This is a genomic window from Bdellovibrio sp. GT3 (assembly GCF_037996765.1).
Classification (GTDB): Bacteria; Bdellovibrionota; Bdellovibrionia; order Bdellovibrionales; family Bdellovibrionaceae; genus Bdellovibrio.
Window position 1 is genome coordinate 24,329 of sequence record NZ_JBBNAD010000004.1, and the last position, 22,005, is coordinate 46,333.

Below are 22,005 nucleotides of genomic sequence, written 5' to 3' on the forward strand. Positions count from 1 at the left end.
TCCCCTTTTTAGTTTAAACGATAAGTTCTTTTGGAACACCTTTTGGAATCGCACTCAAAAGTTTTTGAGTGTAATCATGCTGCGGATTTGAATAGATATTCTCCGCTGTGTTCATTTCAACGATTTTACCACCGTACATTACTGCCACGTCGTCAGAGATGTATTTAACCACTGACAAGTCATGGGAGATAAAGATGTAAGTCAGGTTCATTTCGTCCTGAAGATCCAATAGCAAGTTCAGGATCTGAGCCTGAATGGATACGTCAAGAGCGGATACGGACTCGTCACACACGATGAAATCAGGCTTAACCATCAACGCACGAGCAATACTGATACGTTGTCTTTGACCACCAGAGAACTCATGCGGGTAGCGATTCATCACACCCGGAGACAAGCCCACTTTTTTCATCATAACAGCAGCCATCTCTTTGCGTTGGCTGTCGTTGTCACCCAAGTTATGGATTTGCATTGGTTCCATCAGGATCGCACCGATAGTCATACGCGGATTCAGAGAAGCAAATGGATCCTGGAATACGATCTGCATTTTTTTACGTACCGGAAGCATCTGGCGAGCAGATAGCTTCGTGATGTCCTGACCTTCGAAAACGATTTGACCGGCAGTGGAGTCCACAAGGCGCATCAAAGTACGACCCAACGTGGTTTTTCCGCAACCAGACTCTCCCACAAGGCCCAGAGTTCTGCCTTTTTTAACTTGGAAGGAAACGCCATCAACTGCTTTTGTGTAGCCTTGAACGCGTCCTAGCAAGCCGCCAGTGTGTGCAAAATGTGTTTGCAGGTCTTTGACTTCCAGGATCACTGGAGCGTCAGAAGGATGAGAAGCTTTTTTGGCTTGTTGAGTGGATGCATCCGGGCCTGGAAGTTCTTCGCCATTAGGACCCATGAAGTCGCTTAGAACTGGCAAACGAGCCAAGTGGCTGGAAAGAGAAGGGCGGCAAGCCAGCAACCCTTTGGTGTAAGGATGTTGTGGGCTTGTGAAGATTTTATTGGAAACGTTGGTTTCCACAACCTCACCCTTGTTCATTACGATCACCTGGTCAGCGATATCAGCAACAACACCCAGGTCATGCGTGATGAACAGCATGCTCATGTTTGTTTGTTTTTGGATATCAGCCAATAGATCCAGAATTTGTTTTTGGATTGTTACGTCCAACGCAGTTGTCGGCTCGTCGCAGATCAAAACATCCGGATTACAAGCGATCGCCATTGCGATCATGATACGTTGGCGTTGACCACCGGAGAATTTGTGAGGGTAGAAGTAAAGTCTTTCTTCCGGATTTGGAATACCCACTTTTTTCAACAACTCCACACCACGAGACAAAGCTTGTTCTTTGGTCAGGTTTTGGTGAAGCATCAAAGTTTCAGTGATTTGGTCCGCGACAGTCAGAACCGGATTCAAGCTGGTCATTGGTTCTTGGAAAATCATGGAGATTTTAGCACCACGGATTTCGCGCATTTTGTCTTCTGGAAGTTTCAGAAGATCTTTGCCTTCAAACAGAATTTCACCGCTGGTGACTTTGCCCGGGTGACCGATAAGGCGCATGATTGCCAGGGAAGTAATACTTTTGCCGGAGCCGGATTCACCCACAAGGCCGACAGTTTTGCCTTTAGGGATTGAAAAGGAGATGTGCTTAACAGCTTTAACGATGCCGTCATCCGTTTTGAATTCTACAGCAAGGTTTTTTACTTCAATGACATTATTGCTCATTTTTCTCTCTTCCTGGGTAACATCAATACATTATCCGGTACGGTCACTTCCCGGCGAACCGGAGGTGTACTGTCCTTCAGCGCTGGGTGGGCCCCTTCGCCGCCGTCCAAGAGTAGCAGATATGCCGACAATCTGTAAGCAAGATCGTGTGCTGCGTAGTTACTTAACTGGATGCGCATGGGCCCAAAGTTTATCTGAATTAAGTCATTTTTGTCGTCTCGTCCAAAATAAAATTCATCCGTGGTATCGAAAAATGTTCTTTTTTCTGGATTGTCCATGAGAACCCCTCTGCTTAGGGCCTTGCTGTGCGCATTTCGAGGTAAACGGGTCAATAAATTGGCCCTTTTTCGTGATTTGGTTTTCAATGGGTCTTCAATTGGAATTCATTTGGTTGAACAACATTAAAGCGGGGACAAAAGATGCTGAAAAATTCGACTTTTCCCTCTGAAAAACTTCGTTTACTCTAAGCCCTATGGAAAAGAAAAATCCCGCAGTCGCACCCGAACATACCGCTGTCCGCGTGGCTCTTTGGAGAGCCCTTCACGTTCAAGTGGACCCGCTACCCCATGTCTTTGTGGACGATTTGGGGGCGCAGATTGTGGGCGAGGAAAATTGGCGCAGTCGCTCTGATATGGAGATAAATTTTTCAAAAAGCATGCGGGCGTCCATCGTCGTTCGTGCTCGATTTGTTGAGGAACTTGTTGCAGAAGCGATTGATCGCCGCGTTGCGCAATATGTAATCTTGGGTGCCGGCTTGGACACCTTTGCCCAAAGGCACTCTGAGCTTGTGTCAAAAGTGAGAATTTTTGAAGTCGATCAGCCGGGACCCCAGGCCTGGAAGCAGCAACGGCTTCAAGAGTTGGGTTGGGAAGTTCCCAAAAATCTTCATTTTGTGCCGGTGGATTTTGAAGCGGGAGAGTTCTGGTGGCAGAAGTTGCAAGATGCAGGATTTGATCCCGCTCAGCCGGCCATTGTGGTTTCGACTGGAGTATCTATGTATTTGTCCCGGGAGACAAACTTTGCAACTTTTCAGCAAATGTCTAAACTTGCACCGGGTTCGACCTATGCAACAACTTACATGTTGGCCTTGGATCTGCTTGAGGGGCAAGAACGCTCTGTCCTGGAGTTTGTGATGAATAAAGCCAGCCAATCCGGCACACCATTCCTGAGTTTGTTTCGACCGCAGGAAATTTTGGATTTGGCGATGGGGGCAGGTCTTAAAAAAGTGCAATCAATATCGGCGCAGGATTTGTATAAGAAGTACTTGGCGCAACGGACAGATGCCTTGAATGCAGGAACGGCGGAATGCTTTTTAGTCGCAATGACGTGATCAAGTCTCTTGATCGTGGAAAAAAGTAAATTAATTTGCTGACCGTAAGGTTATCAGTTTATAAAAAGGTATTAAACATTTGTGAGGGGTGAATTTGACTCTGGAAGAACAGAAAAGAACTTCGGGACTTTTTCATTTTTGGTTGCTCCAGAACCGGATCACTTTTTACTCCCTCATTGCAATTCTGCTGATGTCTGCGCTTTTTGCAGCCGGAATCATACTCTTTCCTGAATTTAGCACCTCCCAGTTTGTGGCATTCATTGTTCTGATTCCTGCGTTGTCTTGTCTGGCGATTGCAACCTGCCACGCCTCAAATCTGGAATCAGAGAAGGCCCTGAGAGAATATCAGCAACTGCACACACGCTTGTTGGAGGCCGAGGGCTCTCGAATCACCCTGGATCGTTTTTTTTCCATTTCCAGTGATCTGATGGCGGTGGCCGGTAAGGATGGGTTGCTTAAGAAAGTCAGCCGGTCCTTGGTGAAATCCCTGGGGCACAGCGAGAAAACTTTGTTAAGCACGCCATTTGTTGAATTCATTCATCCCGATGACAGGGAAGCAACCCGGAAAAATATTGAAACCCTGAACATGGGAGTTCGCTCGGTGGGCTTTGAGAATCGATATCGTACTGCAGCTGGGGATTACAGAACGCTGAGCTGGAGTGCTGCCGCGGATCTGGAGTTGGGGGTGCGTTTCGCATCAGCCAGAGATGTGACAGATGAGCGCAATTATCAATTGCGCGTGCAACAGATTTTGGATGTTGCACCTTTCTTGTTGGTGGTTTCTGAGGCTGGCGGCGTTGTCACGAATTGTAATGCGGCATTTGCGCGTATGGTTGAGGCTGAGCGCGAACGCATTGTGGGCCAACCTGGCAGTCATTTCAAAATGTCAGGATTATTTGTAACGCCAGAACAAGAGCGCGAAATCAGTGCGTCAGGTAAAGCGATGACTTTTTCTGAAGTACTGATGGTGCAAGGACGTGTTCATCACTATCATTCAACAGTATTCCCGATTCAGGATCAGGCGGGCAAAATTGCCTGGATTGGTAAAGTTTCCTTAAGTTCCGAACCATAAAAGTCATGTTTGTTTGCAGCTGAAATATTTTTTTAAGGCCTGCACAGAATCCAAATGTAAACCTAAGAGACATGCGATGCGTTTCAGTCATTCTTATGGTGATTTTAATTTTGCCATGGATCTCCTTGGCGGCAGAGGCCAAAAGGCCGCGTATTGGTTTGGTTTTGGGAGGCGGCGGAGCCCGTGGCTTGTCTCACGTTGGTGTTTTGGAAGTTCTGGAAAAAAATAGAATTCCAGTTGATTGTATTGTTGGCACCAGTATCGGCTCGCTGGTCGGGGCGGGATACGCCGTGGGTCGAACTCCTCAGGAAATGAAAGAGCATATCCAGGCCGCGGATTGGTCGCGAATGTTTTTGGCGCGACCACCGCGTAAAGCCTATCCATTTCGGCGCAAGCAGGATGATTCATTGTCCATGCTGGGAGTGGAAGTGGGGTTGAGCGACAAGGGACAGATTCTTTTGCCAAGATCAGCAATCAGCACTCAGGAAATTGAATACTTTCTGCGAACGTTAACTTACGGGTCCACTTACCCAAAGTTTGACAATCTGCCTACACCCTATCGGGCCATAGCAACGAATTTGGCTAATGGCGAAATGGTTGTCCTTGGAAATGGCGACCTGGTGACAGCAATGAGAGCCAGTATGGCAGTGCCCGGGGTTTTTCCGGCGGTTCCTTCTGAGGGACGACTTCTTGCTGATGGGGGACTTGTCAGAAATTTGCCGGTGGATATTGCCAGACAACTATGCGCGGATGTTGTCATTGTCGTGGATGTCAGTTCCGCACCTTTGCAGCAGGATGAAATTGGCAGCATATTTTCTGTGATGGATCAATACACCCGGTTGATGATGATTCAAAATGTGCATCCTCAGCTAAAAAGTCTGACTGGCAAAGATGTTTTGATCAGTCCGGTGTTTAAGGACTTAGGGTCCACGGATTTTGGCAAAAGTGAGCCGTTGATCCAAGCGGGGAGCGAGGCCGCATTGAAGGCCTTGCCGGGTCTTCAGCGGTATTCAATTCCTGAGTCAGAATATGCAAAGTGGAAGGTGGATCGGGAGAAGAAAAAATACACGGCAAAGTCACTTGCAAAAGTTTCGGTCGGGGAAAGTGGATGGGTGAATCCACAAACATTGGTGGGAGATTTGAAAGTCAAAACCGGCGAGGTTTTTCCGATTGAATCATTCCATGATCAGCTGATGTCCCTTTATGCGACCGGAGACTACAGTCAGTTGGACTATGAACTTCACGACGGACCTCTTGGGCAGGAATTGCTGGTTCTTCCCATTGAAAAAAGCTGGGGCCCGAATTACCTGAATTTCGGTCTGAGTCTGGGAACTGATTTTGAAAGCTCCTATCCATGGAATTTAACGGCGATGTATCGTCGCACCTGGGTGAACTCGTTGGGTGCTGAATGGAAAACGATTCTTCAGGCCGGGAACTCTTCCAGATTCAATACGGAATTTTATCAGCCGCTGGGCGTGGGTAAGAGCGGGTTTGTTGCTCCACATTTTAAATACTACCGGTTGCCACTTGCGATTTGGCAGGACGGTGAAGAGGTCGCCAAGTACCGATATTCAAAGCTCACCGCGGGCGTGGATATCGGTGCGGGCTCCAGATTCGGAGAGTTGCGTTTCGGTCCATCCTACAATGTCTATCGGGCTTCGCAATCCATCGGGCCCGCGCTTCTTCCGGATTCCAGAACCTATGATTATGGTCTGCGCTTGAACTTGTTCTATGATCAGTTGGATAACTATTTCTTTCCTACAGATGGTCAGTCTTTTGATTTGTATGGCTACTATTCCTTGGGGGCTTCTGAGGATATTAAAAATTACGGAGTCTATGGTTTGCAATTTCGCGATGCCTTCAGAGCAGGTAAAGGCGCAGTTCAAATCACGGTGAAAGGACAAACCTCAACGGGTGACAGCACGGTTCTTGCGGATGTGAGTTGGTTGGGGGGCTTTTTAAATCTTTCCAGCTTTCACTATCAGGAATTAATCGGGGATCAGTTGGCCTATGGTTCCGTGCAGTACTATCACCCGACAGGATTACTCTCAGGAAGCTATTGGGGAGTGGCGGCAGAAACAGGACGTGTCTTCAACTACTTTGATGAAAGACTCGCAGATGACTGGCACTACTCGGGCACCATGTATATTGCCTATGATAGTTTCTTGGGGCCGATGTATTTTGCAACTGCCTACGGTGACAACGAGGTGTGGAGTTTCTATTTCATGCTAGGTAAGCAGTTCTAATTCTGAAAGGAAATCTATGAGTACCGAATGGGGCCTGGCCAGAAGTTTATTTGCATCCATTTTTATTCTGCTGCTGATAGCAGGATGTTTCTGGATTATGACGCCATTTTTGCCTTCACTGATTTGGGCAACGATGATTGTGGTCGCGACGTGGCCTCTATTGGTTAAGGCCGAAAGAAAATTTGGCAGTCGCAAGCTCGCAGTGGTTGCTATGATGCTGGTGATGTCGGTGATTGTGATTTTGCCGTTGATGGTGACCGGTTATGTGCTACTTACCCATATTGATGAAGCTTACAACTGGCTTAAAGGTGTTAAAGACTATACTTTGCCGATGGCCCCCGCGGGCCTCGCTCAACTTCCCTTTGGTGATCGCATTGCCAGTGACTGGAACGCCATCGCAGAAAAAGGACCCGGCGCGCTGGCCGAACTTTTGCGTCCTCACCTGCGTCGGATTTTTGGTTTAATAACTGCGGCTGCTCAAAGCACGGGTCTCCTGTTTGTTCATCTTATCCTGACAACAATTCTAAGTGGAATTTTGTATGCGAAAGGTGAGTTTGCAGCAAAAGGTGTCATCATGTTCTTTAGACGCATTGATGGTGATCGAGGAGAGTCTGCAGTGGTTCTTGCCGGGCAGTCTGTGAAATCAGTGGCAATGGGAATTGTGGTTACCGCCCTTTTACAAACAACGTTGGGAACATTGGGTGTGTGGATTGCAGGTGTACCATATGTCGGCATCCTTGGGGCGACAATGTTGGTTCTGTGTATTGCGCAGATCGGCCCGATCCTTCCGATGCTGGGTGCTGTTGTTTGGCTTTTTCAAAATAATCAAAGTCTGGCCGGATCCATTTTGCTGGCTTGGACATTCGTTGTTGGCTTGATGGACAATGTGATTCGACCTTTGTTGATCAAACGTGGGGCTGATCTGCCGCTGCTATTGATTTTTGCCGGAGTCATCGGCGGACTTTTGGCATTCGGTGTCGTGGGGCTCTTTATCGGGCCAATGACTTTGGCGGTGGCATATCGATTGGTGGAAGCTTGGACCAAGGAAAATCCAAAAGCGAAATTAACTACTTCTTTTCAGGCTGCTCCCAACCACCACCGAGGGATTTATAAAGATCCACCACGGCTATAAGTTGGGATTGTTGTGATCTGACTAAATCCAGTTGCACATCAAACAGCTGGCGCTCGGCATCCAGGACTTCCAAATAAGGTGATTGTCCATTGGTGTAGCGCAGATTTGCCAAGTACAAGTTTCGTTCAACGGCGGTGACTTCCATTTTCTGCGCCACAATCACGTCGCGATAAGATTTGTATCGTTGTAGCGAGTCGCGAACCTCGACAAAGGCATTCTGAATGACCTGGCGGTATCGGGCCACAGCTTCCTTCTGTCTGGCTGTCGCAGCTTCGACCATATGACCGGTTTTGCCTCCGTTAAAAATCGGCATTGAAATTCCGGCACCGTAAGCCCATTTCTGCGAGTCACTGTTAAAAAGGTTTTTTAACTCAGCACTTTCAAATCCGAATGCACCGATCAGCGAAATACTTGGAAAGTAGTAAGCCTTGGCAACGCCAATGTAGGCATTTGCTGAAATAAGATTTTGTTCGGCAGCGGCGATATCAGGTCTTCGTTCAAGCACAGAAGAAGGCAATGACGCCGGCAATTGCGGGGGCACTGCAATTTCATCCAGACGTTGACCACGGACAATTGGTGACTCAATTACCTCACGAGGCTCCCGTCCAATCAGAACGGAAAGAAAGCTTTCAGCTCTGGAAACTTGCTCTTCCAGTTTGTAAACCGAAGTTTGGGCAGAATGCATTTCGGCTTCTGCTTGTCGGGCGTTGAGCTCATTACCCACGCCACCCTTGAAGCGCTTGTAGATTAGATCATAAGAGCCTTTGCGTGATTGAACAGTATTCATAGCGATACTGTGTTGCAGATCCAGCGATCTTAAAGCGAAGTAGGCGCTGACAACCTGACTGACTATCGTCAACTGCACATTCACGCGGTTAAAATCTTCGCGTAGCAGCTGGGCCCGGGCGGCTTCGTTACTGCGACGAACTTTTCCCCAGAAATCAATTTCATAACTAAGAATCAAACCCAGCGAAAAGAAATTTGTTGTGCTCTCTGCACCGGGGGTCAGCAAAGTGGGACCGGTCTCGCTGACCTTTTCACGACCCGCATCTCCGCGCAGGTCCAATGATGGCCAGAATTCCGACTTCGCAATTCCCAGCCTTGCACGGGCTTCATCGACTCGCGCCAAGGCTATTTGTAAATCGAGGTTGTGTTCCAGGGCTGCTTGAACAAGTTGGGAAAGAGTGGGATCACCGAACTGTTTCCACCAATTGGTATCGATTTTAGTAGTGGGTGCAGGGGTGGGTGGCAAGCTTGCAGGGAGTCTTGATTCGGGTCTTTTGTAGTCGGGACCCACTGCACAGGATGCCACGAGGCTGCAGGTGACAATAATCTCAACCAATCTGGATTTCACTTGGTTCCTCCCGCGGTGGCAGGTTTAACCGGCTCTGGATGAGCAGTTTTGGGCTTCTTGGATTTTTTGATTTTGAAAGATGTCAGAACCACAAAGAACATTGGAATAAAGAAGGTTGCCACAAAAGTACTGACCAGCATGCCGCCGATGATCCCTGTTCCGATGGAGTGACGGCTGGCAGAACCGGCACCGCTAGAGATAGCCAATGGCACCGCACCCAGAATGAACGCCAACGATGTCATCACGATCGGGCGGAAGCGCAAGCGAGAAGCCTCGATGGCGGCTTGTGTGGCGTCCAGTCCTTCGTGCATTTTCTCGACCGCGAACTCGACGATCAAAATTGCATTCTTGGCAGACAAACCGATCAGAGTGACGAGGGCAATCTGAAAGTACACATCGTTTTCAAGTCCACGAAGCCAGTTGGCGGCCAGGGCACCCAGGAGGGCATAGGGCACGGATAGCAAAACTGAAAGCGGCAAACCCCATTTTTCATATTGGGCGGCAAGAATCAAAAACACAAAGATCAAACCATATAGAAAAACAGTCGCTGAGGCACCACCGGTGAGTTTTTCTTGATATGCGGTTCCGGTCCACGCGATGCCATAGTCTGCGGAAAGATGTTGTGCCAAAGCCGCTTCAACGGCCTTGATAACCTGACCGGAGCTGTATCCCGGTGCGGGACTTGCGATGATACGACTTGCAGGAAAAATATTAAGGCGCTCAACGATTTCCGGTCCGGTGACTCTTTGAGCAGTCAGAATCGAAGTCAGGGGAACCATGTTGCCATTGTCGGATCGTACATAGATATTGCGGATGTCATCCGGACGGGATCGGTATTCCCCTTCAGACTGCAATTGGACTTTGAACGTTCGTCCGAATTTGTTGAAGTCGTTAACGTAGTAACTGCCGAAGGTGGCGGCCATGGCGTCAAAGACAGTGTTGATTGGAACCTGATAGGCCTTGGCTTTTTCGCGATCCAGATTCAAAAACAGCTGCGGAATATTGGCGCTGAAGTTGGAACTGATTGATCCCACGGCGGGATTTTGGCGAAGTTGATCGATAAACTTATTGGTGGTCATCGCCAGAGTTTTACTATCAGCGCCGCCTCGACTTTGCAGGTAGAATTCAAGACCCCCGGTGGTACTCATGCCGACGATCGCGGGAGGACTAAAGGCGATGATATTGCCATCACGAATAATCTGGTTCAGCCCAAAAAGACTTTTCACGATAGCGCTGGCGGATTGGTCTGGATCCGGACGGTCTTTCCAGTCTTTCAGAGTGATAAAACTGGTGCCGGTGTTGGTGCGGTTGGAACCAGTGATTAAATCAAATCCTGACAGAGAAAAGACGTCCTGAACATTGCTGTTGCCTGTGGTGAAAGTGTCCAGTTGATCGGTGACTTTGACGGTTCGGGATAAGGAGGCGCCGTCTTGCAGATTTGGCACACCAAAAACATAACCTTGATCTTCTTCGGGGACCAATCCGCTGGGTAGAATTTTAAAGAGCATGAAAATTCCAAAACAGCAGGCGACGAAGAGGGCACTGCTGATCATGAAACGTCTGTTGAAGAAAGTCACCCCACTGACATAGCCTGAGGTGATGCGGTCGAAAAACCTGTTAAACCCGCGGAAGAATCTGTTGGGTTCATGAATTTCATCTTTCAGAATCAGTGCACACAATGCGGGTGTCAAAGTCAGGGCGACAAGTCCCGAGATCGCAACGGAAACGGCGATGGTGATTGCAAACTGCTTGTACATTTGTCCTGCCATACCACCCACGAAGGCGACGGGAATGAATACTGCACACAGTACGAACACAATCGCAATGACGGGGCTGGTGACCTCTTCCATGGCTTTGATCGTGGCTTCCTTCGGCTTTAATTTTTCTGTGCGCATGATCCGCTCAACGTTTTCCAGCACGACGATGGCATCATCGACGACTAGCCCGATCGCCAGAACCAGACCGAAAAGAGTCAAAGTGTTAATCGAGAAACCCAGGGCATACATGCCGGCAAAAGTTCCGATGATGGAAACGGGGACGGCCAGGCACGGAATCAAAGTGGCGCGCCAGCTTTGCAGGAAAAGGTAAACCACCAAGAAAACCAGAATCATGGCTTCCATCAAAGTTTTAATAACTTCTGAGATGGATACTTCGATGAACTTTGTTGTGTCGAACGGAATATCGTAGGCCAAACCCGGCGGGAATTTTTGGGAGATGGTGTGCATGGTTTCTTTCACCAGCTCCGCTGTTTTAACCTGATTGGCGCCCGGAGCAAGGTAAACACCGATACCGATCGCAGGTTTGCCGTTCCATTTGGTGGCAACGTCGTAGCTGAGGGCGCCCAGTTCCACACGCGCCACATCTTTCAGACGAAGTTTTGAACCATCAGGGTTGGAACGAACGATGATGTCTTCAAATTGTTTTGGATTATCCAGGCGTCCTTGAGTGGTCACTGTAAATGTAAAGTCCACAGTATTGTTGAGCGGCTCCGCACCGACTTTGCCGGCGGCAAACTGGGCATTTTGTTCTTTGACGGCTTTGATTACATCCGTTGCGGTTACTTTTAATTGCGCCATGCGATCGGGACGCATCCACAAGCGGATGGAATAGTCCTGCGCTCCAAATATCGAGGCATCACCCACGCCCGGAATCCTTTTAATTTCATCCAGCACATTAATCAGGGCGTAGTTGCTGATATAGACAGAGTCATAGCGAAGGTCCGGTGCCCGCAGTCCGATGATTTGCAGAATTGCCGATGATTTTTTCTTAACAGTGACACCTTGACGGCGCACCTCTTCGGGAAGGGAAGGCATGGCAATTTGCACACGATTGTTTACGTTGATGGTGTTTTGATCGGGATCTGTACCAATCGCAAACGTCACAGTCAGAATCATGTCACCGTTACTGGAGTTGGTGGACTGCATGTATAGCATATTATCAACACCGTTGACCTGCTGTTCGATGGGGGCGGCAACAGTGGACGAGATGGTTTCTGCAGAGGCTCCCGGATATTTGGTCGTGACTGAAACCTGCGGGGGTACGATTTCAGGGTATTGCGAAATGGGCAGCGCTTTAATTGCGGCATAGCCAGCAATCATAAAGAGCAGTGAAATTACGGCGGAGAACACGGGTCTGTTAATAAAGAATTTTGAAAACATTTTTTTCCTTATTTCTTGGCGATGGCAGTTCCGCTGACGACTTTTACTTTTTGTCCATTACGAACTTTGGCAGCACCTTCAACAATCAGAAGCTCGCCTCCACGCAGACCCCGGTTGATCAGAATGTCGCTGGCAATTTCCTGCCCCAGCTCCACACCCACTTGACGCGCGACACTTTCCCGATCCACTGTGAAAACGACGGGACCGTTCTGAGTTTGCACGACGGACTTCAGTGGGATTGCGACGGCGTTCTTAATGATGAACCCCTTCATATAGACGCGAACAAATTGACCGGGGCGCAAGGAGGCATCCTCATTGTCGATGCTTGCTCGGGCTTTGACAGTTCCGGTGGAAGTATCCACAATTTGATCATTGAAGTTCACGAATCCCACTTTTGAATAGAACTCGCCATCGCCAAGCTTGATTTGAACTTCCATTTTCTCCACGCTTTCGGGGCGTCCCAATTTTCCTTCAGCTGCCAGACGACGAAGTTCCAACAACTCCGAGTCTGTGTAACTGAAATTCACATAGGCGGGGTTGGTTTGTGAAATGGTGGTGAGCAGTGACTTCTCAGAATTCGCGACAATCAGACTTCCTTCAGCCACAGTTTCTGCGCTGGCATATCCATCTATAGGTGCTGTTACGTCTGTGTAGCTAAGATTCAGCTTGGCTTCATCCAGTTTTGCTTTGGCAGCATCGAATGCAGATTTTGCACCATTGTAAAATGCCACAGCATCATCCCGGTCTTTTTGACTGACAGCATTTTCTTTATATAAAGGAACAATGCGATCCATGGATTGTTTGGCGTTGATCAAACGTGCCCGTTGAATTTCCACTTCACCTTTGGCCTGTGCGACGGCAGCAGCATAGGGAGCGGGATCAATTTTAAAAAGCAAACTGCCAGCTTTTATTTTATCGCCCTCTTTGTAATAGCGTTTCAAGAGAATGCCGCCCACCCGGGCACGAACCTGAATATCGCGAATACCAGAAATCTGACCGACGTATTCTCGAGTCAGAGGAATATCGCGTGGCGCGACCTTCATGGCAGTTACCTCGGGAACAAGCTGAACTGGGGTTTCCACTTTTTTGGAACAAGCCACAGTCAACAATAGCAAACCAGATATCAAGAGCCTTCGGGTCATAAGTACCTCTTTGCAGTTATGCCGGATCAGAATAAAGTCTGCAGAGGCAAAATAATTAATTACAGATTTACAAAAAAGACCTTAAGTCCGGATGTATTTTGAAAGTGTTTTCCAATTCATTCCTTTAAACAAAGATGTTCATCATAATTATCTATTATTTCGATGAACTGTTTCTTTGTTATCTTATGTCGAATGAAAGGTGGGTCGTTATGAAGTGTCCACATTGCAAAGATAAAGATCTGGTTATGAGCGAGCGCAAGGGTGTTGAGATTGATTACTGCCCTGAGTGCCGTGGGATTTGGCTTGATAAGGGTGAGTTGGATAAAATTTTGGATCGCTCACAAAAAGAAGAAGCTCAGGCTTCTGCGCAGAGTGCTCAACGTCCCCAACAGCAGACTCAGTACACGGCGCCTTCTTATGGTGATGGTTATAAGTACAAACGTAAGAAATCATTTTTTGAAGAGCTGTTTGACTAGTTCTCTTTAACCCAAAAGGATGCGATGTAGTCAGTGTGGCGCATCGAGTCGCGCGGGGTGAAGGCGCAGCGAATTGTGGCAGTAGAACGGCAATTCACGCCATTTGCGTGTCAATTCCATGAATTCCTCTGCAATTATTGACAACGTTTCGCCAAACCTTTAGTCCCTGCGCATGGTTAAAATTATTCTAAATCTGTTTATCGTTTCATTGGCTGTTCCTGCGTTTGCGTGTCCTGAGTTGCGAGGCAATTTTGATTGCGTATCTGATTCAGGTCCGGTGAATTCTTTTATCATTAGCAAGGGCGCTGAAAAGGGCCAGGTCACTTATCAGATTAATGGAACCAAGCTTGTCGCGAACGGTATTCCCGAAACTCGTCACAAAGGTGATGGCTTCCCAACGACCTACACGACTTCCTGTGAAGGCGAAAGTCTGCGCGCTCGTATGCAGACTCAAGTATCCTCCGCGATCTGTCCATCACTGCCATTGGAAATTGATTCCATCACGGTTTTCACACGTAAAGGTGATGACATCATCATGGATGACGTAACAATGACGTCCTGCCCGGACCGCGCACCAATGCATATTCGCCACATCTTCATCTGCAAAAGAAAGTAAGGAATTGAAATGAAATATTCTGCACTGATCACATTCGCTTTGTTGTTCGCGATTTCTTCGGCGAACGCAGCTACTTTCTTGATGTCATTTAAAGAACCGGCACGTGCGCAGGAATTCAAAACCACAATTCAAGCACTGCACTTGCCAGGCTTGGAGCTTCAGGATGATCTGGCTGAGATGAAAGTTTTGATTGTTAAAGCGGATAGCAAAGAACAAATTCTGCGTTTCGCTGACAGCGGAGATCTTCTGTTTATTGAAGCTCAAAAAACATTCGCAGCTCCACGCGTGCAGATTCTGCCAACTCCGGTGTCTGGTTTGACCAGAATGACATTGATGAGCAATGAAGCGCCAGTTTCCAAAGGCTTGAAAATGATCAAAGCCCCGGAAGCGTGGGGCATGACTCGTGGTAAAGGTGCGCGTGTGATGGTGATCGATTCAGGTATCGATAGAAATCATCCCGTATTCGCAGGTCGCATAGAACAGGTTCGTAACTTCACTGACGGTGATCCCCAGGACGTTACTGATACTGAAGCCCATGGAACTCACGTTGCAGGTATCATCGCAGGTAAATCTGCAGGCGAAGCTTTGGGCGTGGCTCCAGAGGCAACACTCTTGATTGCCAAAGTCTGTGGTGCCAAGGGTTGTTCATCGGATGCTGTGGCCAAAGCATTGTCATGGGCCTTGCGCGAAGATGTCGACGTGGTGAACATGTCTTTGGGTGGTTCTGGAAGTGTGGTTGAATCATTCATGGTTAAGCAATTGGACGGAAAACAAATTCCAGTCGTAGCAGCCATGGGAAATCACGGCCGCGAAGTGACGCCAATGCCAGCAGGATATCCGGGTGTATCCGGTGTCGGTGCGGTTGATTTTGAAAGTAAGCGTGCGGAGTTTTCAAACTGGAGTGTCGCTTTGGATTTGATGGCCCCGGGTGTGGGAATCCGTTCCTCTGTTCCGTTGGGCACTGGTCGCGTGGCAGTGGCAAGCTTTCAGAACTCCAATGGATCTTTCCAGGTGCTTCCGTCGGTTACATTTAGCGGAGTGCCAGTGGCTGCATTGAATCAGTCGTCTGTGTTTGCGGAATACGGTACCGTTCAGGATTTGGCGAAGGTTTCCGTTGCTGGTAAAATCCTGGTTGTGAAACGCGGTAATTTGCCATTGCTGGATAAAATTAAAAATGCCCAGACAGCAGGTGCCGCGGCTTTGATCATTTGCAATAATGAAGGAGCACTGGTGAGTGGTTCCTTGAGCGAAGATCCAAATGAAATCAAAATTCCAGTGATCATGGTCGAGAAATCTTCGGGTGAAGCTTTGCTTGCAGAGCTGGTGAAAGCTCCGGCTGCGATTGTGCGCCTTGAGATCCAAGGGGCTGATTACGCTGAATTCAGCGGTACATCCATGGCATCACCTTATGTCGCAGGAGTTGTGGCATTGATGAGATCTGTAGCTCCAGGTATTACTTCTTGGAAGACTCGTCAAATCATGGAGGGCACGGCCACTCCGCTTAAAACTGAAATTCCCAATCAGACCGGTAAAGGTCTTGTGAATGCAAAAGCTTCCGTTGATGGTGCCTACGCCGTTCGTAAGAAGTACAACAAGCGAAAATAGATTATTTGAGTTTTTAAAAACAAAAAGGCCGAAGTTAAAAACTTCGGCCTTTTTTATTTAATCGTTCTGACTAAATTGAATTACAGCATTGAAGCGACTGCGTCTTTTTCTTCAGTCAGCTCTTTCAATGTGTTGTTCATTTTCTCGCGAGAGAAAGCGTCGATCTCAAGACCTTTAACGATCTCGTATTCGCCGTTTTTGCAAGTCACTGGGAAACCGTACATGATGCCTTCTGGAATGTCGTAAGAACCGTCAGAAGGGATACCCATAGTAACCCACTCGCCATTAGTGCCCAACCACCAGTCATGGATGTGATCAACAGCTGCGGAAGCCGCAGAAGCTGCAGAAGACAAACCGCGAGCTTCGATGATCGCAGCGCCACGTTTACCAACAACAGGGATGAAAGTATCTTTGTTCCAAGCATCACCTTCAGTCGTGCCAAGTTTTAGCAACTCAGGAACTTTTGCACCGTCAGCTGTTGCAAAGCGAACGTCCGGGTACATAGTTGGACTGTGGTTACCCCAAACTGCAACTTTTTTGAAAGAAGCAACTGGTTTGCCAGTTTTAGTAGCCAACTGAGACAATGCGCGGTTGTGATCCAAACGAAGCATTGCTGTGAAGTTTTTCGCTTTTACGCGACCGTGCTTCATTGCAGATTTCATTGCGATGTAAGCGTTTGTGTTTGCCGGGTTACCAACAACCAAAACTTTTACATTTGGATTCGCGTGTTTACCGATAGCTTCACCTTGAACTGTGAAGATTTGACCGTTTGCAGTCAGAAGATCCTTACGTTCCATGCCTGGGCCGCGAGGACGTGCGCCAACCAGAAGAGCGATGTCAGCATCTTTGAATGCCACAGCTGGATCGCCAGTAGCGATCATGGAATGCAATAGAGGGAACGCGCAGTCATCAAGCTCCATCATCACGCCTTTAAGCGCTTTTTGAGCTTTCTCGTCTGGGATCTCTAGAAGTTGAAGAATAACTGGTTGGTCTGCACCCAACATCGCGCCACTTGCGATGCGGAATAGTAGGGCATAACCGATTTGGCCTGCAGCGCCTGTGACTGCAACACGTACTGGAGCTTTCATGATCTAAATCCTTTCGATTTTAGCTAATTCAAAGAATTTAGACCTCTAAACCCGCGTCGTCACGACTCATGGAGCTTAAATTGACTTTTGACTGGTGGCGAAAACCTGAAGTGCCCCCATAATTAGTCCAGAGAGTCCTGTAAGTGCATGATAATACTTAAAATATCAAAAAATACTTGGCACTATCAATAAGTTATCAGGGAGCATTTGATGTGCCAGTTATTAGGAATGAACTGCAACGTACCCACGGATATCTGCTTTTCGTTTTCGGGTTTTAAAGCTCGCGGCGGGCGCACGGACGTGCACCAGGACGGTTGGGGGATTGCCTTCTTTGAAGGCAAAGGCGTGCGCCAGTTTCTGGATCCTTTGCCGTCGGCTCATTCACCTGTGGCGGAACTGGTTCGCAACTATCCAATAAAATCCACGAACGTCATCGCGCACATTCGAAAAGCCACGCAAGGAGTGGTTTCCTTGGAAAACACCCACCCCTTCATGCGTGAACTGTGGGGGAGTTACTGGGTCTTTGCTCATAATGGAAATATTTTGAACTTCGATCCTGTATTGGATGGAACGTTCCGGCCGGTGGGAAACACCGACAGTGAAAAAGCATTCTGCTGGATCATGCAAGGTCTGCAAAAGAAATTCGGGGATGTGTTTCCGGATCAAGACAAACTATTTTCAACCATTCATGAACTGACTTTGCAAATTGGCCCCCACGGAGAGTTCAATTTTCTTTTGACGAATGGGGACTACCTCATTGCCCATGCTTCGACAAATCTGACGTACATCGTTCGCAAGGCGCCGTTCTTAACCGCGGAACTTAAGGATGAAGACCTGACGGTGGACTTTAATTCGGTGACGACCCCTTTGGATCGCGTCGCAATTATCGCGACAGCACCACTGACCAATAATGAGCAATGGACCAACATGAAGCCCGGCAGCCTATGGATCTTTCGTGATGGGCAGGTGCTGGACAGTCGAGACACTATTCCCGGTCCTGCGGAAAAAATAAAGGCATGTCCTTAGATATTTGTGAATTACTGAAACGGCAGAATACCTTGCTGCAGGGATTCCTTCATTAGAGGACGTAAAGTATCCATAGCCTTGAATCCAGCAAAGACAATCTCGAATTCCAGATCGATTTTACCGTGCCACATTTCCGTGTGAGAAGTGGCATTGTAGGTGTTGATCTCAACTTCTCCTCGCCGATAGGCTTCCAGCAGTTGCTGCCTTGAATACGGGATCATGTAAGGTTGCTGTCTATTGAACTTGAAATAGTTGACGGCAAAATGTGTTCTGGCACCAAAGCTACCAATTCGAAATGGTTGATCTTCGAGCCATTGCTCACGTTCTATTTGATTCATCACGCGGGATAGTTTGATTTGCTCGGGGAGGCTTGAAATGAAAACCTCTCCCTGATCGATGGTTTTCACCGAGTCGTTTTCCAAATAAGATGCCTTGTAGCGTTTCACGACAGGCTCTGCGCTTTTCATATCCTGACGATACTGAAAACTCAGATCAATAAATGCCGCATGTCCATTGGAGCGAATTCTTTCGAATTCAATGTCACCATCGATTTTGCTGCGAAGTTTGACGATAAACAGGCCATAGCCATCGACATAGTCCCCTGGGATCAGCTTAACTTCCTCAACCAAAAAGTCAGTCATACGCAGGCGATTGTAAGCGCGGCCCAATTCGATTTCTTTGGAGTTGGCATGCAGAACGGTTTCCGCCAATTTGGCGATATTGGCTTTGGTCGTATCCGAGGCGGTTGATTGTTCCAGCAAGCTTTTGCTAATGAGGCGTTTATAGAAGCCACGGGGTACAGACGGGATTTCCTCGGCAAAAACATGTTCGCAGCTATGGGCACCATGGGAGTGAATTGGCAATACAGCTGTCAAGAATATGAACAGCCAATAAGCTGTCTTCAGTATTAGGCAAGATAGGTGCGATTTGAATTTCATGCTTTTAGCGATTGCAACTTCAGGGCCTTAAACATGACATACCAATGCCAATATACACAATGGTGGTGATAGGCTTTCAAGGAGAACCTAGGCAGTATTTCATTACAGATTTTAACAACAAAGGAGTACGTAATGAATTTCAAGTCTATGTTCGGTTCTTTGGTTATTGTTGCAGGCTTCACGACAAGTACGGCATTCGCACTGGATACTGAGACGGAGTCTGCTAGCAAGGCGCTCGGTGCGAAAATGGTTTCAGAGGTCTCATTTGAGGAAGGTAAATCCACATTGACTGAAACAGCAAAAACCGACATCCGCAATATGGTGAGCGAAGCAAGCAAGAAGGGCAAAATTGACGAACTGAAAGTGGCTGTATGGGCGGACCGCGAATATCCGACCGAAGGCACGAAGGCCTCCAAGCAGGATGTGAAGTTAGCCAACGACCGTGCTCGTGTGATGAAAGACTTTATCAAAGATGAGTTAAAAGTGAGCTCGGTGGAAACATACAATATGACAGAGCGTCCAAATGCTCTTCAAAAGTTTATTAAAACCGATACTGCAAAAACAAAAACCGCAATGGAAGCCTCAGGGGCAGCTCCGCGCACGACGGATGAAACCGGTTTCATGGGCAGAAAAGCCAAATCATCCAATGCTGTTATTATGGTTTACATGAAGTAAGTGAGTTCCAAATAAAAAAATCCCCGGCGATGAACCGGGGATTTTCAGATTTAGTACTTACGATGCTTCACGTGTGGCATTCGTATCCAACGATGAAGTCTTTATTGCTATTTATTCTGCTTAAAAATCTCATCAATGTTCGCATGAAGCTTCGAAGTCAGACTTTCCATCAAAACCTTCGTGAAGTCCTCCAGCGTATCAACTGATTCAAAAGTTTCTTCAAGCAATTCAGCCTCAGTCGTCAGCTGTTCAGGAATATCAGTCAGAACCTTATTTTTAGGGTCTTGAGAATTAGCCATTGTGCCTCCTACTGAAGCGTTTCTGTTTGTTTTTGTTCTGCACGAGCTCTTGCACTGTTGATGCTGGCAGCGCCGTAGCGTAGGAATTCTTCACGTGTCAGTTTTTTTGCGATGGCCGTGATTTCAGGTGTTAGCCCCGCAACCTCGGTTTTTGCCAAGTCAGGGAATCTCATCACGACTCCTGCATTGAAAGAATGCATGGCCGCCGTCTGCTTGCCACCCAACGCTTCATAAAATTGAATCGCCCAAAAGATCGTCATGTCGTTTAGATCTTGCCGAATGCCAGAGAAGGTTTTTAATGAATCGAAGGAAATATCTGCGATTTCCAAGTTTTGCACCTGTGGCAGGTCTTTATCTGCCGCCAGCTCGCGTACGATTTGTAAGCCGGATTCAGCAACTGTATGGATCGCAATCGGGTGATGACCTTGAAAGAGCATTTCAATGGCGCTTTCAATTTGGATTTTAGCAACTTCCAGGGGGGTAGCACCAATAGCGACAACGTCATCACCGATTTCAAATTTTTTACTGATCATAAGCGCTCACTTTTCTCATTGATTCGACTTAAATAGCTGAGCTGGGCCGTTTTTTGAAGTGAATTTGCAGGGCTATTGGGTGAGGTGAAGCCTTTACAGAGGAACTTTAAAATGTGCTAAAGCAAAATGGAGGAAGCTATTTTGGAAATAAAAAACCCAGTGATTCCACTGGGTTTAAATATAAAGATAATAAATTGTTACTTCTGCGAAGCAGAAGTGTAGACAGCCATTTTTCCCAGCCAAAGGCTGGAGAGAAAAATGGTCGCCCGAACCCACCCTTATGCGAACCTTTCCAACTATTTGATATTGTTAAGATAAACTTCCATACAAAAGAAGATAATTCGAAGGAAATAGCCGTTCTCTATCGAAAAGGGCTGTCACTGCGCGATATAGGCAAAGAGCTAAATATCTCCAAAACAATGGTTAGAAGTAATTTACTTAAAGATGGCGTAGAACTCCGTCCCAAGGACCCAACCCCTGCCCAGGTCAGCCAATGGCGAATTCGAAAAACGAAATCACCGCCGCCCTTTGGATATTGTTACTTCCAAGGGGAGCTAGTTAAGAACCCGATTGAGTACGACGTATTACTTAAGATTCATCGTCAGTGGAAAGAGGGGCGGGATGCCAATGAAATCACTCGCTACCTCAATACGAAGAAGCTCAAGCCTCGGAAGGCCAAAGCTTGGCACAATAAAGCAGTCAAAAAGATCTTGGCGAGATTTGAATCAAAAAAAATTGTTATCAAAGGAGAAAAAATATGAACTTATCAGATTTAATTTTTTGGAGCGCCACAATCATTACCGGACTCACAGGGGCATACAACATTGACGATATTCAAAGAGTCGTTTTGAAAGCTCAGGCAAAGATCTTATATGAATCGAGAACCTCTACGTGGGGAAGTCCCAGAGTATTTTCTGATAAAGATTAGCTTTTTGTTGAGCCTTGAAATTCAAAGATAGAATTGATGTCCGATTTAGAGGGATTTTTTATTCTGAATCGGACATAGAACCTACTTTGCCAACCATTGAGCATAAGCTTGAATGTCGATCATGGGAACAGTTCCGCTAAATTGAAGTTGGTAAATCAATTTAAACAAAAAAGCTGTGGCAGGCTTTCCACCTTCGTGCACAACATACTTTTTATCCGCATCGAGATGAAAGTATCCGTGAGCAGCAACACAACCGATGTCTATGCTTTGGATGAAAAGTGGTCCCTTAATCCGAAACTGAATCTTTGCCTCGGAAAACCCAGTTCGAAACGGAAAAAGAAAGTCGAAAAAAGGTAATATTTAGGATCGGCTATTTCTTTTCGACGGAACAAATTTCTGTAAGCTCAATATGGTCTTCGAACTCAACCTCGTAATGTTGGTTGTCGCGAGTCTTAGTAACAGCCCCTTCTCCGGCCAAGGCACTTTTACAGAGTTTTACTTTCGCTCCAGTGCATGTTTTTTTATAGGCAAGAACGCGATCACCTTCCTTAAGTTGGTGAGAGGTATAGAGAATGAGCGCGCGATGGTTATCAATTTTCGATTCAATGACTCCGGCGAAAGCCGCATGAAATAGAGTGGAAATTAAAATAAAATTTATCAT

20 protein-coding genes and 1 pseudogene are annotated in these 22,005 nt (G+C 47.2%); 10 read left to right on the top strand and 11 right to left on the bottom strand.

Annotated features, from left to right (window positions below):
* Positions 1-13: 13 nt before the first annotated feature.
* Positions 14-1,726 carry an ABC transporter ATP-binding protein gene (locus AAAA73_RS01755; protein ID WP_340596429.1) on the bottom strand — a complete coding sequence of 571 codons (1,713 nt, stop codon included), beginning with the start codon at positions 1,724-1,726 and terminating at the stop codon, positions 14-16.
* Positions 1,723-2,004, bottom strand: a complete 282-nt coding sequence (locus AAAA73_RS01760; protein WP_340596430.1) for a hypothetical protein — start codon at positions 2,002-2,004, stop codon at positions 1,723-1,725. The genes AAAA73_RS01755 and AAAA73_RS01760 overlap by 4 nt, the downstream gene beginning before the upstream one ends.
* A 194-nt stretch (positions 2,005-2,198) precedes the next feature.
* On the opposite strand from AAAA73_RS01760, the gene AAAA73_RS01765 reads away from it, so the two are divergent.
* The 4 genes from AAAA73_RS01765 to ydiK all read left to right on the top strand — a co-directional run bounded on the left by AAAA73_RS01765 (position 2,199) and on the right by ydiK (position 7,506).
* Positions 2,199-3,056, top strand: a complete 858-nt coding sequence (locus tag AAAA73_RS01765; protein ID WP_340596431.1) for a class I SAM-dependent methyltransferase — start codon at positions 2,199-2,201, stop codon at positions 3,054-3,056.
* A gap of 190 nt (positions 3,057-3,246) precedes the next feature.
* Entirely contained in the window at positions 3,247-4,128 is an 882-nt protein-coding gene (locus AAAA73_RS01770; RefSeq protein WP_340596432.1) for a PAS domain-containing protein, read from the top strand.
* A gap of 71 nt (positions 4,129-4,199) precedes the next feature.
* Entirely contained in the window at positions 4,200-6,374 is a 2,175-nt protein-coding gene (locus AAAA73_RS01775) for a patatin-like phospholipase family protein (protein ID WP_340596433.1), read from the top strand.
* Positions 6,375-6,390: 16 nt separating this feature from the next.
* Positions 6,391-7,506, top strand: coding sequence for an AI-2E family transporter YdiK (ydiK, locus tag AAAA73_RS01780; RefSeq protein ID WP_340596434.1), 1,116 nt, complete (start codon positions 6,391-6,393; stop codon positions 7,504-7,506).
* Here ydiK and AAAA73_RS01785 read toward each other — a convergent pair.
* Genes AAAA73_RS01785 through AAAA73_RS01795 form a run of 3 tightly spaced genes read right to left on the bottom strand, consistent with a single transcriptional unit; the run spans position 7,442 to position 13,160 of the window.
* Positions 7,442-8,860: an efflux transporter outer membrane subunit gene (locus tag AAAA73_RS01785; protein ID WP_340596435.1), complete on the bottom strand. Its 1,419-nt coding sequence runs from the start codon at positions 8,858-8,860 to the stop codon at positions 7,442-7,444. The genes ydiK and AAAA73_RS01785 overlap by 65 nt on opposite strands.
* On the bottom strand, positions 8,857-12,018 hold the full coding sequence (locus AAAA73_RS01790) for an efflux RND transporter permease subunit (RefSeq protein WP_340596436.1): 3,162 nt from the start codon (positions 12,016-12,018) through the stop codon (positions 8,857-8,859). The genes AAAA73_RS01785 and AAAA73_RS01790 overlap by 4 nt, the downstream gene beginning before the upstream one ends.
* Positions 12,019-12,026: 8 nt before the next feature.
* Positions 12,027-13,160: an efflux RND transporter periplasmic adaptor subunit gene (locus AAAA73_RS01795; protein WP_340596437.1), complete on the bottom strand. Its 1,134-nt coding sequence runs from the start codon at positions 13,158-13,160 to the stop codon at positions 12,027-12,029.
* Positions 13,161-13,369: 209 nt separating this feature from the next.
* On the opposite strand from AAAA73_RS01795, the gene AAAA73_RS01800 reads away from it, so the two are divergent.
* The 3 genes from AAAA73_RS01800 (at position 13,370) to AAAA73_RS01810 (ending at position 15,857) form a co-directional block, all read left to right on the top strand.
* Complete coding sequence (locus tag AAAA73_RS01800; RefSeq protein ID WP_340596438.1) at positions 13,370-13,636, top strand: TFIIB-type zinc ribbon-containing protein; 267 nt, start codon at positions 13,370-13,372, stop codon at positions 13,634-13,636.
* A gap of 172 nt (positions 13,637-13,808) precedes the next feature.
* A complete protein-coding gene (locus AAAA73_RS01805; protein ID WP_340596439.1) occupies positions 13,809-14,252 on the top strand; it encodes a hypothetical protein in 444 nt (147 codons plus the stop codon).
* A 9-nt stretch (positions 14,253-14,261) separates the two neighbouring features.
* A complete protein-coding gene (locus tag AAAA73_RS01810) occupies positions 14,262-15,857 on the top strand; it encodes a S8 family serine peptidase (protein ID WP_340596440.1) in 1,596 nt (531 codons plus the stop codon).
* 80 nt (positions 15,858-15,937) lie between these two features.
* Here the strand turns inward: AAAA73_RS01810 and AAAA73_RS01815 are convergent, their stop codons facing one another.
* Positions 15,938-16,945, bottom strand: coding sequence for a malate dehydrogenase (locus tag AAAA73_RS01815; protein WP_340596441.1), 1,008 nt, complete (start codon positions 16,943-16,945; stop codon positions 15,938-15,940).
* A gap of 210 nt (positions 16,946-17,155) precedes the next feature.
* On the opposite strand from AAAA73_RS01815, the gene AAAA73_RS01820 reads away from it, so the two are divergent.
* Positions 17,156-17,971, top strand: coding sequence for a class II glutamine amidotransferase (locus AAAA73_RS01820; protein WP_340596443.1), 816 nt, complete (start codon positions 17,156-17,158; stop codon positions 17,969-17,971).
* A gap of 11 nt (positions 17,972-17,982) precedes the next feature.
* On the opposite strand, the gene AAAA73_RS01825 is transcribed toward AAAA73_RS01820, so the two are convergent.
* Entirely contained in the window at positions 17,983-18,846 is an 864-nt protein-coding gene (locus tag AAAA73_RS01825) for a hypothetical protein (RefSeq protein ID WP_340596444.1), read from the bottom strand.
* Between the two features lie 195 nt (positions 18,847-19,041).
* Here AAAA73_RS01825 and AAAA73_RS01830 point away from each other — a divergent pair, with 195 nt between their 5' ends.
* Positions 19,042-19,584, top strand: a complete 543-nt coding sequence (locus AAAA73_RS01830; protein WP_340596445.1) for a hypothetical protein — start codon at positions 19,042-19,044, stop codon at positions 19,582-19,584.
* 107 nt (positions 19,585-19,691) lie between these two features.
* Here AAAA73_RS01830 and AAAA73_RS01835 read toward each other — a convergent pair whose 3' ends face one another.
* Both AAAA73_RS01835 and AAAA73_RS01840 read right to left on the bottom strand, forming a co-directional pair.
* Positions 19,692-19,883 carry a hypothetical protein gene (locus AAAA73_RS01835; protein WP_340596446.1) on the bottom strand — a complete coding sequence of 64 codons (192 nt, stop codon included), beginning with the start codon at positions 19,881-19,883 and terminating at the stop codon, positions 19,692-19,694.
* 8 nt (positions 19,884-19,891) lie between these two features.
* Positions 19,892-20,416 carry a hypothetical protein gene (locus AAAA73_RS01840; RefSeq protein ID WP_340596447.1) on the bottom strand — a complete coding sequence of 175 codons (525 nt, stop codon included), beginning with the start codon at positions 20,414-20,416 and terminating at the stop codon, positions 19,892-19,894.
* Positions 20,417-20,529: 113 nt separating this feature from the next.
* On the opposite strand from AAAA73_RS01840, the gene AAAA73_RS01845 reads away from it, so the two are divergent.
* Complete coding sequence (locus AAAA73_RS01845; RefSeq protein ID WP_340596448.1) at positions 20,530-21,177, top strand: helix-turn-helix domain-containing protein; 648 nt, start codon at positions 20,530-20,532, stop codon at positions 21,175-21,177.
* Between the two features lie 248 nt (positions 21,178-21,425).
* Here the strand turns inward: AAAA73_RS01845 and AAAA73_RS17395 are convergent.
* Positions 21,426-21,608 (bottom strand): annotated as a pseudogene (locus tag AAAA73_RS17395) (hypothetical protein); the annotation flags it as partial.
* A 106-nt stretch (positions 21,609-21,714) separates the two neighbouring features.
* Complete coding sequence (locus AAAA73_RS01850) at positions 21,715-22,005, bottom strand: hypothetical protein (protein WP_340596449.1); 291 nt, start codon at positions 22,003-22,005, stop codon at positions 21,715-21,717.